At 72.2% G+C, this 13352-nt stretch carries 13 protein-coding genes; 5 read left to right on the forward strand and 8 right to left on the reverse strand.

Features of this window, described 5'->3' with window-relative positions; genetic code table 11:
- Window positions 1–85: 85 nt before the first annotated feature.
- Both ACTT8P_RS20705 and ACTT8P_RS20710 read left to right on the forward strand, forming a co-directional pair.
- Window positions 86–1525 carry a zinc-dependent metalloprotease gene (locus ACTT8P_RS20705; protein ID WP_442833169.1) on the forward strand — a complete coding sequence of 480 codons (1440 nt, stop codon included), beginning with the start codon at window positions 86–88 and terminating at the stop codon, window positions 1523–1525.
- Window positions 1522–2037 (forward strand): NUDIX hydrolase, encoded by a 516-nt coding sequence (locus ACTT8P_RS20710; protein ID WP_442833170.1) that lies wholly within the window; start codon window positions 1522–1524, stop codon window positions 2035–2037. Before ACTT8P_RS20705 ends, ACTT8P_RS20710 begins: the two co-directional genes overlap by 4 nt.
- A gap of 105 nt (window positions 2038–2142) precedes the next feature.
- Here ACTT8P_RS20710 and ACTT8P_RS20715 read toward each other — a convergent pair whose 3' ends face one another.
- The 4 genes from ACTT8P_RS20715 to ACTT8P_RS20730 form a co-directional block, all read right to left on the reverse strand.
- Window positions 2143–2898: an AIM24 family protein gene (locus ACTT8P_RS20715; RefSeq protein ID WP_442833171.1), complete on the reverse strand. Its 756-nt coding sequence runs from the start codon at window positions 2896–2898 to the stop codon at window positions 2143–2145.
- Between the two features lie 16 nt (window positions 2899–2914).
- The gene (locus ACTT8P_RS20720; RefSeq protein WP_442833172.1) at window positions 2915–3595 is read right to left on the reverse strand and encodes an AIM24 family protein; all 681 of its coding nucleotides are present in this window, start codon (window positions 3593–3595) and stop codon (window positions 2915–2917) included.
- Between the two features lie 13 nt (window positions 3596–3608).
- The gene (locus ACTT8P_RS20725) at window positions 3609–5315 is read right to left on the reverse strand and encodes a TerD family protein (RefSeq protein WP_442833173.1); all 1707 of its coding nucleotides are present in this window, start codon (window positions 5313–5315) and stop codon (window positions 3609–3611) included.
- A 138-nt stretch (window positions 5316–5453) separates the two neighbouring features.
- Window positions 5454–6053, reverse strand: a complete 600-nt coding sequence (locus ACTT8P_RS20730) for a M48 metallopeptidase family protein (RefSeq protein WP_442833174.1) — start codon at window positions 6051–6053, stop codon at window positions 5454–5456.
- Between the two features lie 244 nt (window positions 6054–6297).
- On the opposite strand from ACTT8P_RS20730, the gene ACTT8P_RS20735 reads away from it, so the two are divergent.
- The gene (locus tag ACTT8P_RS20735) at window positions 6298–7629 is read left to right on the forward strand and encodes a ThiF family adenylyltransferase (RefSeq protein ID WP_442833175.1); all 1332 of its coding nucleotides are present in this window, start codon (window positions 6298–6300) and stop codon (window positions 7627–7629) included.
- The gene (locus tag ACTT8P_RS20740) at window positions 7622–9052 is read left to right on the forward strand and encodes an ABC1 kinase family protein (RefSeq protein WP_442833176.1); all 1431 of its coding nucleotides are present in this window, start codon (window positions 7622–7624) and stop codon (window positions 9050–9052) included. Before ACTT8P_RS20735 ends, ACTT8P_RS20740 begins: the two co-directional genes overlap by 8 nt.
- A gap of 171 nt (window positions 9053–9223) precedes the next feature.
- On the opposite strand, the gene ACTT8P_RS20745 is transcribed toward ACTT8P_RS20740, so the two are convergent.
- From ACTT8P_RS20745 to ACTT8P_RS20760, 4 genes are all read right to left on the reverse strand, one after another.
- Window positions 9224–9547 carry a hypothetical protein gene (locus ACTT8P_RS20745; protein ID WP_442833177.1) on the reverse strand — a complete coding sequence of 108 codons (324 nt, stop codon included), beginning with the start codon at window positions 9545–9547 and terminating at the stop codon, window positions 9224–9226.
- The gene (locus ACTT8P_RS20750; protein WP_361161301.1) at window positions 9544–9912 is read right to left on the reverse strand and encodes a WhiB family transcriptional regulator; all 369 of its coding nucleotides are present in this window, start codon (window positions 9910–9912) and stop codon (window positions 9544–9546) included. The genes ACTT8P_RS20745 and ACTT8P_RS20750 overlap by 4 nt, the downstream gene beginning before the upstream one ends.
- A 170-nt stretch (window positions 9913–10082) precedes the next feature.
- Window positions 10083–10400: a hypothetical protein gene (locus tag ACTT8P_RS20755; protein ID WP_442833178.1), complete on the reverse strand. Its 318-nt coding sequence runs from the start codon at window positions 10398–10400 to the stop codon at window positions 10083–10085.
- A 164-nt stretch (window positions 10401–10564) separates the two neighbouring features.
- Window positions 10565–12775: an ATP-dependent DNA helicase UvrD2 gene (locus tag ACTT8P_RS20760; protein WP_442833179.1), complete on the reverse strand. Its 2211-nt coding sequence runs from the start codon at window positions 12773–12775 to the stop codon at window positions 10565–10567.
- 180 nt (window positions 12776–12955) lie between these two features.
- On the opposite strand from ACTT8P_RS20760, the gene ACTT8P_RS20765 reads away from it, so the two are divergent.
- Window positions 12956–13198, forward strand: a complete 243-nt coding sequence (locus tag ACTT8P_RS20765) for a mycoredoxin (protein WP_161168532.1) — start codon at window positions 12956–12958, stop codon at window positions 13196–13198.
- Window positions 13199–13352: the final 154 nt, after the last annotated feature.

The raw sequence follows: 13352 nt of genomic DNA on the forward strand, positions 1-13352 counted from the left end.
CGCCCCGGGTGTCTACGCTGGGTGGTGAATGTCGGGCAGCCGTGCCGCCGGAAAGAACCGGCGGCCCTACCAGCCGAGGAACCCCGTGAGTGACACCCCATTCGGATTCGGCCTTCCGCCGGAGGAGCCGGACGACGGCGACGAGGGCAAGAAGAAGGACCAGCAGAGCGGTGGTGGTCAGGGACCGGCCAACCCGTTCGGTTTCGGCGGCCTGCCCGGAGCCGGGGGCTTTGGTGGCCCCGGCGCCGACAATCCGTTCGCCGCCATGTTCGGTTCCATGAACCCCAACGACCTGGGCGCCGCGTTCCAGCAGCTGGGCCAGATGCTCTCCTACGAGGGCGGCCCGGTGAACTGGGACATGGCCAAGCAGATCGCCCGCCAGACGGTCGCCCAGGGCGCCCCGGACGGCACCAAGGACGCGAGCGTCGGCCCCGCCGAGCGCAGCGCCGTCCAGGAAGCCGTCCGGCTGGCGGACCTGTGGCTCGACGACGCGACCGCGCTGCCCTCCGGCGCGGGCTCCGCGGTGGCCTGGAGCCGCGCGGAGTGGGTCGAGGCGACCCTGCCCGCCTGGAAGGAGCTGGTCGACCCGGTCGCCGAGCGCGTCGGCAACGCCATGGGCGACGTGCTGCCGGAGGAGATGCAGGCCATGGCCGGCCCGCTGATCGGCATGATGCGCTCGATGGGCGGCGCCATGTTCGGCACGCAGATCGGGCAGGCCGTCGGCGTGCTCGCCGGTGAGGTGGTCGGCTCGTCCGACATCGGTCTGCCGCTGGGCCCGGCCGGCAAGGCCGCCCTGCTGCCGGCCAACATCGAGCGGTTCGGCAAGGACCTGGGCGTCCCGCTGGAGGAGGTGCGGCTGTACCTCGCCCTGCGCGAGGCCGCCCACCAGCGCCTCTTCGCGCATGTGCCATGGCTGCGCTCGCACCTGTTCGGCGCGGTCGACGGCTACGCGCGCGGCATCAAGGTGGACACCGCCAAGCTGGAGGACGTGGTCGGCCAGTTCGACCCGCAGAATCCCGAGCAGTTGCAGGAGGCGCTCCAGCAGGGCATGTTCCAGCCGGAGGACACCCCGGAGCAGAAGGCCGCCCTGGCCCGCCTGGAGACGGCCCTGGCGCTGGTCGAGGGCTGGGTGGACGCGGTGGTGCACGCCGCCGCCAAGCCGCGCCTGTCGTCGGCCGACGCGCTGCGCGAGACGCTGCGCCGCCGCCGCGCCTCCGGTGGCCCGGCCGAGCAGACCTTCGCCACGCTGATCGGCCTGGAGCTGCGTCCGCGCCGGCTGCGGGACGCCTCCCGGCTGTGGGCGTCGCTGACCGACGCGCGCGGCGTGGACGGCCGGGACGGCCTGTGGGCCCACCCGGACATGCTGCCGACCGCGACCGACCTGGACGACCCGGACGGCTTCGTCCACCGCGAGCAGCTGGACTTCTCCGAGCTGGACAAGATGCTCGGCGAGGCGGCCGGCAAGCCCGACCTGCGCAAGAAGGGCGAGGACGAGGGCGACGCCAAGGGCGACGACGCCGAGTGAGCCTGTACGACGACGCGGTCCTCGTACTGAAGGGGTACGAGGACCAGGACGAGGTACGCCGGCTGTACCTGGACCATCTGGCGGCCCACCCGGACGGCATGTGGAAGGCCTGCGGCGACGGGCACATCACGGCCAGCGCCCTGGTGGTCGACCCGGCGCGCGGCCGGGTCCTGCTCACCCTGCACCGCAAGCTGCGCATGTGGCTCCAGATGGGCGGCCACTGCGAGCCGCAGGACGCCACGCTCGCCGCGGCCGCCCTGCGCGAGGCCACCGAGGAGTCCGGCATCGCCGGCCTCACCCTGCTGCCCGACGGCCCGGTGCGGCTGGACCGCCATCACACGCCCTGTGCCTGGCACCTGGACGTCCAGTACGCGGCGATCGCCCCGCCGGGTGCCGTCGAGGCGATCAGCGACGAGTCGCTGGACCTGCGCTGGTTCGGGTACGACGAGGTGGCGGAGGTGGCCGACGACTCGGTGGTCCGGCTGGTGGCGGCCACCCGGACCAGACTCTGACGGCGTACGGGCGGCAGGCCCGGACGGCGTACGGGTAGTAGGCCGGACGGCGTACGGGTAAGGGGCGAGCACCTGGGTGCTCGCCCCTTACCCGTACGCCTCGGGTCAGCTCCAGACGTTGCCCTGGTTCTGGCCCCGGGCCCCCTGCTGGCCCACGCCGTACTGCGCGGCCAGGCCGGAGCCGATCCCCGCGTTCTGCGGCGGCAGCAGCTCGCTCGGCTGCACCAGGGCGAAACCGCTGCCCATGAAGCTCAGCTCCCAGCCCTCACCGGTGTTGCCGCGGCGCCGGAACACGCCCGAGGAGTGCGTCTGGGCCTGCATCTGCACCCGCAGCCCGGTGGACCAGGCCACGATCGCGTCGGCGTCGCAGTTGACGTACGTCTCGGGCGTCACCCGCATCAGCAGCGGGGCGCCCGAGGTCATCAGCGCGACCCGGCCGCGCCCGGTGATGTTGAGCTGGTACTTCCCGGAGCCGGAGATGCCGTAGAGGCTGTCCACGGCGATGACCTCGTGGTGCAGGGAGGAGTCCATCGCCAGCACGTAGGCGCTGTCGACGGTGAGGCCCTCCTGCTCCACCTCCATCACGTGGATCCGCTGGGCGAGATTGGCGAAGTAGACCGTGCCCTGCCCGTGGCAGCGCATCAGGTCCAGGCCCTCACCCGTGTGCGCACGCGCGCGTGCCTGGCCGTGGCCCTGGTACTCGGCGTCGAACTCGACGAGCCCCTGGTAGGCGACCATCGTGCCCTTGCGGGCCAGGATGTCGTCGTGTCCCTCCAGGGCGACCCGGAGCAACTGCTTGTTCTGAAGGCTCCAGCGTTCCGAGGTCTGCTGGTCGTGGTAGGCGAAAAGCGGGCTCTGCATGATGTTCTGCTCCCCCTCAGCCCCGGACCCGGAGACGGTCGGTGCTGTCCTCACTGGGCTGGACGACGACGATGCCCTGACCGGAGAAGGCCATCTGGTAGGCCTCGCCGCTGCCGCGGCCGATCAGCGCCCCGGCCTTGAAGCTGCGCTTGCCCTTCACCTTCAGGTTCGGCGACCAGGCGACGAGCGCGTCCGGGTCGACGTACGTCTCGTCCTCGCCGCCGCCGCAGTCGACGACGATCGGCTTGCCCCGCGAGGTGAGCGCCACCCAGCCCTGTCCGGTGATCCTGGTGTTCCACAGCCCCTGGCCGGCGAACTTCGCCAGCCCCTTGACCCGCTCCACCCCCCAGGTGAGGTGGGCGTCGAAGGCCAGCAGGTTGGTGGCGTTGACGGAGATCCCGTCGCCGTCGAGCTGGATCACGACGACGTCCGCGCCGTAGTCGGCGAGGTAGAGCAGTCCGTCGCCGGAGCACTTCATCAGGGGCGCGCCCTCGCCGGTCATCCAGTCCTTGGCGATCTGGCGGACGGCGGGCGGGTTGGGCTCGTACTGCACGAATCCCTCGTAGGCGACCATCGAGCCCACGCGCGCGAAGAGGTCGTTGCCGGTCTGCATGGCGACCTTGAGCATGTGCTCGCCGTGGTTCTCCATCCGGGCGGTGACCGGGGCGGGGGCGTAGCCCGCGAGCGGCTGGTTCATGTCGGGCTCTCCCTCAGATCTCGTACGGCTGGACGACGACGAAGCTGCCGGGCGCCGCCCGGAACTGGAGGTTGACGCTCTCGCCGGTGTCACCGGCGTAGGAGTTGCGGCGCATCCGCACCTGGCTGGAGACGATGACCTGGGCGGCGGCCGACCAGGCGACGACCGCGTTGCAGTCGGCGAACGTGGTGGGGGTGACCGGCAGGACCACGGGCGTGCCGTGCGTCTTGACGACGATCGTGCCGGTGCCCTGGAACTGCATGGTGAACAGCGCGCCACCCGGGATGCCGTGCCCCTCGATGCGGCGGACCTCGTACTGGAGGCTCTCGTCGAACGCCAGGACGTTCTCGGCGGAGACGCAGATCGCGTCGCCCTGGAGCTCGATGGGGTGCAGCATCGTGGACTGGTCGGCGAAGAACACCTGACCCTTGCCGGTGCAGCGCATCAGCTGCATCTCCTGGCCGGTGGCGTTGCCGACGATGCGGCCGGTGAAGCCGGCGCCCTTGTAGCCGAAGTCGACCTTGCCCTGGTAGAGCACCATGCTGCCCTGCCGGGCCAGCACGGGCTGGTCGCCGAGGCCGAGATCGACCCGGACCAGCTTCTCGTTCTGCCGCGTCCAACGCTGGCCGGTGGGTGTCTCGCGGAACTTCAGCAGCGCGGCGGTGACACCGGCGGCCTGCGGGGTGCCCGCGGCCGGGGGCGGGACCGGGGTCTGGGGGATGCCCGGGGGCGGCTGCGTGGCTTGCGGCGGGATGCCATGGGGCGGGATGCCATGGGGGGCTTGCTGACCGTAACCAGGGGGCGCGGGCGGAGCCTGCGGGGCCTGCGGGGCCTGCGGGGCCTGCGGGGCCTGCGGGGCCTGCGGGGCCTGCGGGGCCTGCGGCTGACCGTAGCCCGGGGGCAGCGGTGCGGTCTGGGCCGGCTGACCCGGCTGGCCGGGGACCTGGGGATACGACTGCTGCGGAGCCGGCGGCTGGCCGTACGGCGAGGCGGGCGCGGGCGCCGCGGGCGGCGTGGGTGCGGGCGGCGGGGCGAAGCCCTGCATGGCGGGCTGGGGCGCGGATGCCGGGGCGGCGGGGGCGCCGAACGCCGGGGGCTGCGGAGCCGGGGCGGGCGCGGCCGGCGGGGCGAACCCCGGAACGGCCCCGGCACCGGCACCGGCGGTCGGCTGCTGCGGCTCGGGGGTCTCCTCCTCGGCCACCTCGCCGCCGAAGTTCCGCAGCAGCGCGTCCAGGCCGCCGTCGAAGCCCTGCCCGACGGCCGCGAACCGCCACACGTCCTTCAGGTAGAAGTCGCCCAGCATCACGGCCCGCTCGGTGGAGAACTCCGAGCCGTCGAACGGGTAGCGGGCCACTTCCTCGCCACCCGCGACGATGCGGAGGTAGCCGGGGCCGACCTGCGACATCTGCCCGGCGCCGTCGAGCGTCGCCGTGAAGGACAGCTTCTGGATCTGCGGCGGAATCCGGTCCAGCGTGACCCGGAAGGACTCCGTGTCGCCGGCCTGCGCGCCCAGGAGCTGAATGGCCTCCTCGGGGGACTTCGGCTGGTTGAAGAAGACGAAGTACCGGTCGTCCGAGAGCCGTTCCTCGGCGTCCAGTCCGAAGCAACTGATGTCGAAGGTCAGCCCGGGACCGGAGATCTGCACACCTACGTACAGATCCGTGCCCGCGGTGAGATCACTGATCCTGGCCTTGTGGCCGCGTTGGAATTCCCTGGCCATGCGTACGACCGTCCCCCATCCCGAATGTAAGTGCGTCGCGCCAGGCTAACGGCAAAGTCCGACACCGCCCGAAGTCGGTACGGACCCGGTACAGACACCGGTGTCGGGAGGAGCCGACGGGGGCCTGGCCGGGGAGGCTCAGCGCTCGCGCGCGCCGGGCACGTGCGGGAGCCGGTCGGCGGCCACCACTCCTTCGAGGTAGCCCCGGGCCCGCTCGGTGCGGGGGTACGCCTCCAGCAGGCGCCAGAAACGGGGCCCGTGCCCGGGAACAAGCAGGTGCGCCAGCTCGTGCAGGAGGACGTAGTCGACCACGTACTCGGGCATACCCTGGAGACGGTGCGAGAGCCGGATACTGCCCTCCGCCGGGGTGCACGAGCCCCAGCGCGTGTTCTGGTTGGTGACCCAGCGCACCGAGGCGGGGCGGGCACGCCCCTCGAAGTACTGGGCGGACAGCCGCTCGGCGCGCTGTGCCAGCTCGGTGTCGCCCAGGACGCGTTTGCTCTCCTGGGCCTCCAGTTTGTCGAGCATGACGCTCACCCAGCGCTGCTCCTCCGCCTCGGACATCCGGGCGGGGATCAGCACGACGGTGCGATCGCCCTCGCGGTACGCGGAGACCGTCCGGCGACGACGGCTGCTTCTGCGGACCTCGATCGCGCGCGCCCCGGAGCCGCTGGGCGGCGGGCTCGTCGGCAGGCGTTGTGGCGTTCCGGCGCGGTGCAGTGGGTCGGCGGAGGACACGCCCCGACGTTACCCGCTGCACCCGGGGAAGTCCCGGTTCCGGGAGGGTTGGATGCACCTCCGTGCCTTCGACCGCGACCGCGCCCGGTATGACCAGTACGACGAATACCCACCGCCTGTGGATAACTTTCGGCGCCCGGAGACGGGACCGGGCATGCTGGCACTCGTCGGCGCAGCCATGGCCACGCGGTCATGACCACCGAGCCGGCAACACGGGGAGTACCGGAACGTACGGGGGCCTGGCATGCATCCGATGGTGAAACCCGCGCTGCGGCGCGGCTGGCGCGATCTCAACACCGTCCAGTTCGGGATGACCCCGGCGCACGCGCTGACGCTGGGGCCGGTGGACACGGCGACGGGCAGCTTCCTCGAACTGCTCAACGGCACCCGGGGGCTGCCGCTGCTGCGCGAGGAGGCTCGCCGGATGGACCTGCCCGACGGCCATGTCGACCGGCTGGTGAAGCGGCTGGCGGGGGCCGGGCTGCTCGACGACGCCCGGGGCGGCGGCCCCGCCGCCGACGCCCTCCGCGGCAACAAGGCGGCCCTCGACCGGCTCCGCCCGGACCTGGCCTCCCTCTCCCTGACCACCTCCGAGCCGGGCGCGGCCATCGGCCGGCTGGCCGCCCGGCGCACGCAGCGCGTGCAGGTCAGAGGCGCCGGCCGGGTCGGTGCCGTCCTGGCCTCGCTGCTGTCGGCCGCCGGGGTCGGCGAGGTCGACGTGCTCGACGGCGGTCGCGTCGAGCCGTGGGACGTCGCCCCGGGCGGACTCCCCGCCGAGGCGGTCGGTGACCGCCGGGACGAGTCGGCCCGCCGCGCCGTCCGCCGGGCCGCCCCCGGCCGCGCACCGCGCCGCGGCCCCACGGCACCGCCCGAGGGCGGCGGCCCGGGCTTCAGCCTGGTGGTCCTCGCCCCGCGCGACGACATCGCCGTGCACGCGCCCCAGGCGTCCGCCACCGAACCCTTCATGGCCTCCGGCACCCCCCACCTCTATGCCGGTGTGGTGGAGGGCACCGGTGTCGTCGGTCCCTTCGTGCTGCCGGGCGAGACGGGCTGCGCGGGCTGTCTGCACGAGGGCCGCACCGACCGGGACCCGACCTGGCCCCGGCTGATCACCCAGTGGCGCTCGGGCTCGCAGCGGCGGGTGCGGCCGTGCGATCTCGCGCTGGCCACCACGGTCGCCGGCCTGGCCGCCGCGCACGCCCTGGCCTTCCTCGACGGCCACCTGCCCTCCAGCGCCGGCGCCCGCTGGGAGGCCGCCCTGCCCGGACTGCACTGGCACACGCGGCCGGTCCCGGCCCATCCCGCCTGCCCCTGCGCGGCAGCGGCGAGAAACGAGGAGCAGAACACCAAGAAGGGCCATGAAAGGGGTGGCGAAGAGAGCGGCGAAGAGAGCGACCGGGTGAGCGGCGGGGTGAGCAACTGGCAGAGCGAGCGGAAAGGTGAGCGGGAACACGCCTCGGGACCGGGGGAGCAGCGCGCGACAATGGCGGGGCAACGGCCGTCGGCACGAGTACGACGTGAAGCACGTACGGTGCGGTCGGCGCGGCCGGCTGGGACTTGGAGGGCGCATGTCTGATCTTCCCCGGAAGGCGGTCACCCGGACCGCCAAGCTCGCCGCGCTCCCGCTCGGCTTCGCCGGGCGGGCGACCTGGGGACTCGGCAAACGGATCGTGGGCGAGTCCGCGGAGCTGGTCGGCCAGCAGTTGCAGCAGCGCACCGCCGAGCAGTTGTTCAAGGTGCTCGGGGAGCTGAAGGGCGGGGCCATGAAGTTCGGCCAGGCCCTCTCCGTCTTCGAGTCGGCGCTGCCCGAGGAGATCGCCGGTCCCTACCGGGCGGCCCTGACCAAGTTGCAGGAGGCGGCCCCGCCGATGCCGTCCCGCACGGTGCACGGCGTGCTCGCCGAGCGGCTCGGCGAGGACTGGCAGGAGCTGTTCCTCGAGTTCGAGGACAAGCCCTCGGCCGCGGCCTCCATCGGCCAGGTGCACCGGGGAGTGTGGCACGACGGCCGCGAGGTGGCGGTCAAGGTCCAGTATCCGGGGGCGGGCGAGGCCCTGCTGTCGGACCTGAACCAGCTCGGCCGCTTCGCCCGCCTGCTGGGCCCGCTCATCCCCGGCCTCGACATCAAGCCGCTGATCACGGAGCTGAAGGACCGGGTCGCGGAGGAGCTCGACTACGGTCTGGAGGCCGAGGCCCAGCGGACCCACGCCGAGGAGTTCGCGGACGACCCGGACATCCTGGTGCCGGATGTGGTCCACCAGTGCGAGCAGGTCCTGATCACCGAGTGGATCGACGGGGTCCCGCTGTCGGAGATCGTCGCGGACGGCACCCCGGAGCAGCGGGACCGGGCCGGCCAGCTCCTGGCCCACTTCCTGTTCGCCGGCCCGGCCCGCACCGGCCTGCTGCACGCCGACCCGCACCCGGGCAACTTCCGGCTGCTGCCCGGCGGTCCGGACGGCGACGACGACTGGCGGCTGGGCGTACTGGACTTCGGCACGGTCGACCGTCTCCCGGGCGGCCTGCCGGTCACCATCGGCACCTGCCTGCGCATGACCCTCGACGGCCGGGCGGAAGCCGTCTACGAGGAGTTGCGCACGGAGGGCTTCGTCAAGGAGACAGTGGAGCTGGACCCCGAGGCGGTCCTCGACTACCTGTTGCCGATCATCGAACCGGCCCAGGTCGACGAGTTCACCTTCAGCCGCGGCTGGATGCGCGGCCAGGCCGCCCGCATCGGTGACATCCGCTCCCCCGCGTACCAGCTGGGCAAGCAGCTCAACCTGCCGCCGGCCTACCTCCTGATCCACCGGGTGACGCTGAGCACCATCGGCGTGCTGTGCCAGCTGGGCGCGACGGTGCGGTTGCGCGAGGAACTGGAGGCGTGGCTGCCGGGGTTCGTGGCGGCGGACCCTACGGAGACGGAACGTCTGGAGGAGCTGGACGAACTGGAGGAGCTGGAGGAGCTGGACGAACTGGAGGCAAAGGAGACGGCGGCGGAGGCATAGACACCCGGCCCATCGGGCCCCGACCCAACCGGCGCCAACCGGCCCCCGCCCGTTCGAGGTACCCGGACCGCACGCCGCGGGGGCCGGCCCGTTCGGACGGACCGGCCCCCGCGAGGAGAGCTTCGCCTCCCCGGCCAGTCGGCCGGGAGGCCACCGCTTAGGTGCGATCGGTTACTGCATCACGGCCATGGCGAGCGCACGCCGGGCACGCATCGAGGCGCGCTCCGCCCGGCGCTGCATCCGGCGGGCGGTCGCCAGGCGCACCGCCCGGCGTTCCCGCTCGGCCTCTCGCAGTCGCTCGTGCATATGCGCACGAGCCAGGGCTTCTGGGATGAGTTGCATTTCTCGGGTCCTGTTCTGGCGCGAGTCGTTCGCACCACTGGTGGTGAGGTCTTCGGGCGCGGAGCCTGCGGGCTCGTGGGTGGACGGCTTCATCGGGGCCTGCTTCGTGGGGTCGTACGTGAGGGGACGGTCGATCGTGCCTGCGGTGTTCATGCCGTGACCGGGTTCTTGCGCGGGCGGCCACGGGGCCGCTTCCGGGCGACGACGACACCCTGGACGAACAGCTCCCCACCCCAGACACCCCAGGGCTCACGCCGCTCCTTGGCACCGGCGAGGCAGGCCTCGACCAGCGGGCAGGTACGGCAGAGGGACTTGGCGTACTCGACGTCCGCCGGCGACTCGGCGAAGAAGACCTCCGGGTCGTAGGAACGGCACGGGACGGGCACGCCGAGGTTCTCGATGGCTTCGTCGAGCGCGGTGAGCGCGGTGAGCGGGGTCAAGGCGGGGTCCTCCGTGGAGCCGGGCTTGGGGATGGTGCCGGAAGGTGGTACGGACGGGGCGTGCGCTTCGAGTTGCACGGTTCGTCTTCCTCGTCTGGTCGGTCCGGCCGGTCGGCCGGGGCGGCTTGGTACCGGGTTCTCTGGTTGTCCCGAGGCCCCTTCGCGCTGTCGTCCCCGTTCGGGACAAACAGAAGGGCCGCGGATCCCGGGTGGGGTTCCGCGGCCCTGAAGGCGCCGGCCTGATCGAATCAGGCTGGATCACTCCAGGGTTCTGGCCCACGGAAGGCCCACATCAGGTGCTGCTGCGTCGTCTGCTTCCGGAATCCGGCACCGGCCGCCGCAAAGGCATAGGCATGTGCCTGTGCCATTACTGCCGCTTCCAGTGCCTTGGTCGGTCGCTCATTGCGCTCACGGACGGGCAGGTCCGAGAGAACAGGGGAGGACGCCGGACGGACGGCAGGAATGCCGCACAGACCGGTGCCCGAGCCGGAGGCGCCGAGCATGGACAGGGAGACGGTCGAGCGATCGGTCAATTTGCTGACAGAGATGGTGTTGATGCTGATCACTGGACTCGCCTCCTCTCGGCGTCTCGGGGGATCGGCGTGAACCGATCCGCGGATATGCAAGTACAACACGGATTCAGGGCCTTCGGGAAGGCCGCTGCTCCCGTGTCCAAGAACCTATGGGGATTGCCGGGGCATGCGCAAACTATTTTTTCGACGAGTTGGGATCAGTCGTCGCCGTCCGGCCCGTCGACCTCCTGACCGGCGCAGATGGCCAGGACATCGGCTCCGTAGCGGGTGAGCTTGCGGGCTCCGACGCCCGGGATGCGGGCCAGCTCCCGTGCGTCCTCCGGGACGTTCTCGGCGATCGCCATCAGCGTCTTGTCGGTGAAGACGCAGTAGGCGGGCTGGCCGCTCAGCCCCGCCTGCACCGCGCGCCAGTCGCGCAGCCGCTCGTAGACACCCTCGTCCATGTCGGAGGGGCAGTCCTCGCAGCGCATCAGCTTCATCTCGCCGGCGTCGGTGAGCGTGCGCCCGCAGACCTTGCAGCGGGCCGGGGCGCGCTGGGTGCGCCGTGGCGCCGGAGCGAGCGCGGAGCGGCTTGTGAGGCTGGCGCGGCCGTGTTCCACTCCCCCGGCGCCGCCGGCCGCCACCCGTCCGCCGGCGCCGACCGAACCGGGGCGCAGTCCGTCGAGGAAACGGCTGGGGCGGCGACTCGCCCGGCCGCCGGGCGAGCGGGCCTGTGACCAGGACAGGTGCAGGCGTTCGCGGGCGCGGGTGACACCGACGTAAAGGAGGCGGCGCTCCTCCTCTATCTGTTCGTCGGTCTTTGCGTAGGTGATCGGCATCATGCCCTCGGCCAGGCCGACCAGGAAGACGGCGTCCCACTCCAGGCCCTTGGCCGAGTGCAGGGAGGCGAGGGTGACGCCCTGCACGGTGGGGGCGTGCTGCGCGGCCGTCCGCTCGTCGAGTTCGGCGACGAGGTCACCGAGGGTGGCGCCGGGCTTGGCGGCGGCGAAGTCCTGCGCGAGGTTCACCAGGGCGGCCAGTGACTCCCAGCGCTCGCGGACCGCGCCGGAGCCGGCCGGCGGTTCGGTGGTCCAGCCCTCCCCCGACAGCACGGCACGGACCTGGGACGGCAGGTCGACCGTGTCGTCGAGGAGGGCGTCGTTGCCGCCGAAGCGGGCCGCGGCGCGCAGGGCCGTGCCGGCTCTGCGCACCTCAGGGCGGTCGAAGAACCGTTCCGCGCCGCGCAGCTGGTAGGGCACCCCGGCGTCGGCGAGGGCCTGCTCGTAGATCTCCGACTGGGAGTTGGTGCGGAACAGCACGGCGATCTCGGCGGGCCGGACGCCGGAGTCGATCAGTTCGCGGATGCGGCGGGCGGCGCCCTCGGCCTCGGCGGGCTCGTCGGGGTACTCGGTGTAGCCGGGCTCGGGTCCGGCCGGGCGCTGGGAGAGCAGCTCCAGACGGTGGTCGGCGGCGCGGCCCCGGGCCTGGGCGAGCAGGCCGTTGGCGAGGTGCACGACCTGGGGCGTGGAACGGTAGTCACGGACCAGCTTGACGACCGTGGCACCGGGGTGGCGGAGCCGGAAGTCGAGCAGATGGTCGGGGGTTGCTCCTGTGAACGAGTAGATCGTCTGGCTGGCGTCGCCGACCACGCACAGGTCGTCGCGGTCGCCGAGCCACAGATCCAGCAGCCGCTGCTGGAGCGGGCTGACGTCCTGGTACTCGTCGACCACGAAGTGCTGGTACTGGGCGCGGACCTGCTGGGCCACGTCCTGCCGGTCCTGGAGGACCCCCACGGTCAGCAGCAGCACGTCCTCGAAGTCGATCAACCCGCGGCCGCGCTTGAGCTCCTCGTAGGCCAGGTAGAGCTGCGCGATCTCGGCGGGGTCGCGGGGCGTCTCACGGCCGGCCTTGGCCGCCGCAGGGGCGTAGTCGTCCGGCACGGTCTGGGTGACCTTGGACCACTCGATCTCGGCGGTGACGTCCCGCAGCTCGCCCCGGTCCAGGCGGATGCGGCAGGCCGCGGCGGCGTCGGCGACCAGCTGGATCTTGCGGTCGACGATCCGGGGCAGGGCGCCGCCGATCGCTTTCGGCCAGAAGTACTGGAGCTGGCGCAGCGCCGCCGAGTGGAAGGTGCGGGCCTGGACACCGGCGGCGCCGAGCTGGCGCAGCCGGCCGCGCATCTCCCCGGCGGCGCGGTTGGTGAAGGTGACGGCGAGCACGGTGGTGGGCTGGAGGATGCCGGCCCGCACCCCGTAGGCGATGCGGTGGGTGATGGCCCGGGTCTTGCCGGTGCCCGCGCCCGCCAGTACGCACACCGGGCCGCGCAGGGCAGTGGCCACTTCGCGCTGCTCGGGATCGAGTCCGTCGAGCACCGCGTCGGCCGAGTCCGGTACCCGCGGGAAGAGGGAGGAGTGCGTTGCTGCTGTCACACAGCCATGCTGCCAGGTCGGCCGGGACGGGTGCGCCGGTTGTCCACAGGCGGGCCCTCGCGGTCGTATTAATGCGGGGACTGGTTCGGGTCGGGCGTCGCATGGGAATGGGGGCGCCGTCACGGACGTTGGTGGAGTGCGAGCGAACGCACCCCGAGCCGCTGAAGGAGAATGAGGGACATGCCGGGCACTGTGACGATGTACAGCACCACGTGGTGCGGCTACTGCCGTCGGCTGAAGAGCCAGATGGACCGGGAGGGCATCGCGTACACCGAGATCAACATCGAGCAGGACCCGGACTCGGCGGCGTTCGTGGAGAAGGCGAACGGCGGCAATCAGACGGTGCCGACCGTGCTCTTCCCCGACGGCTCGACGCTCACCAACCCGTCGCTGGCGCAGGTGAAGCAGAAGATCGGCGCCTGAGCGGGGCCCACGCGTGGCTGAGGGGGCCGTCCCGGGCGGACACTGTTGGTAAATGGTTCCTTGTTGCGTCCCGCTGCCGTCAGGCAGCGGGACGCAGTCGTTCGAACCGAGAGACGCGGGTTCCGGCTCGGGGTGTTCCGGTGATCCAGGCATC

It is taken from the genome of Streptomyces sp. JW3 (assembly GCF_052216785.1).
GTDB lineage: Bacteria > Actinomycetota > Actinomycetes > Streptomycetales > Streptomycetaceae > Streptomyces.

Excerpts from the sequence above, each read along its gene's own strand:
- ACTT8P_RS20715 (WP_442833171.1), bottom strand. The coding sequence starts at position 2,898 with ATGCAGAGCCCGCTTTTCGCCTACCACGACCAGCAGACCTCGGAACGC.
- ACTT8P_RS20720 (WP_442833172.1), bottom strand. The coding sequence starts at position 3,595 with ATGAACCAGCCGCTCGCGGGCTACGCCCCCGCCCCGGTCACCGCCCGG.
- ACTT8P_RS20725 (WP_442833173.1), bottom strand. The coding sequence starts at position 5,315 with ATGGCCAGGGAATTCCAACGCGGCCACAAGGCCAGGATCAGTGATCTC.
- ACTT8P_RS20735 (WP_442833175.1), top strand. The coding sequence starts at position 6,298 with ATGCATCCGATGGTGAAACCCGCGCTGCGGCGCGGCTGGCGCGATCTC.
- ACTT8P_RS20740 (WP_442833176.1), top strand. The coding sequence starts at position 7,622 with ATGTCTGATCTTCCCCGGAAGGCGGTCACCCGGACCGCCAAGCTCGCC.
- ACTT8P_RS20745 (WP_442833177.1), bottom strand. The coding sequence starts at position 9,547 with ATGAACACCGCAGGCACGATCGACCGTCCCCTCACGTACGACCCCACG.
- ACTT8P_RS20765 (WP_161168532.1), top strand. The coding sequence starts at position 12,956 with ATGCCGGGCACTGTGACGATGTACAGCACCACGTGGTGCGGCTACTGC.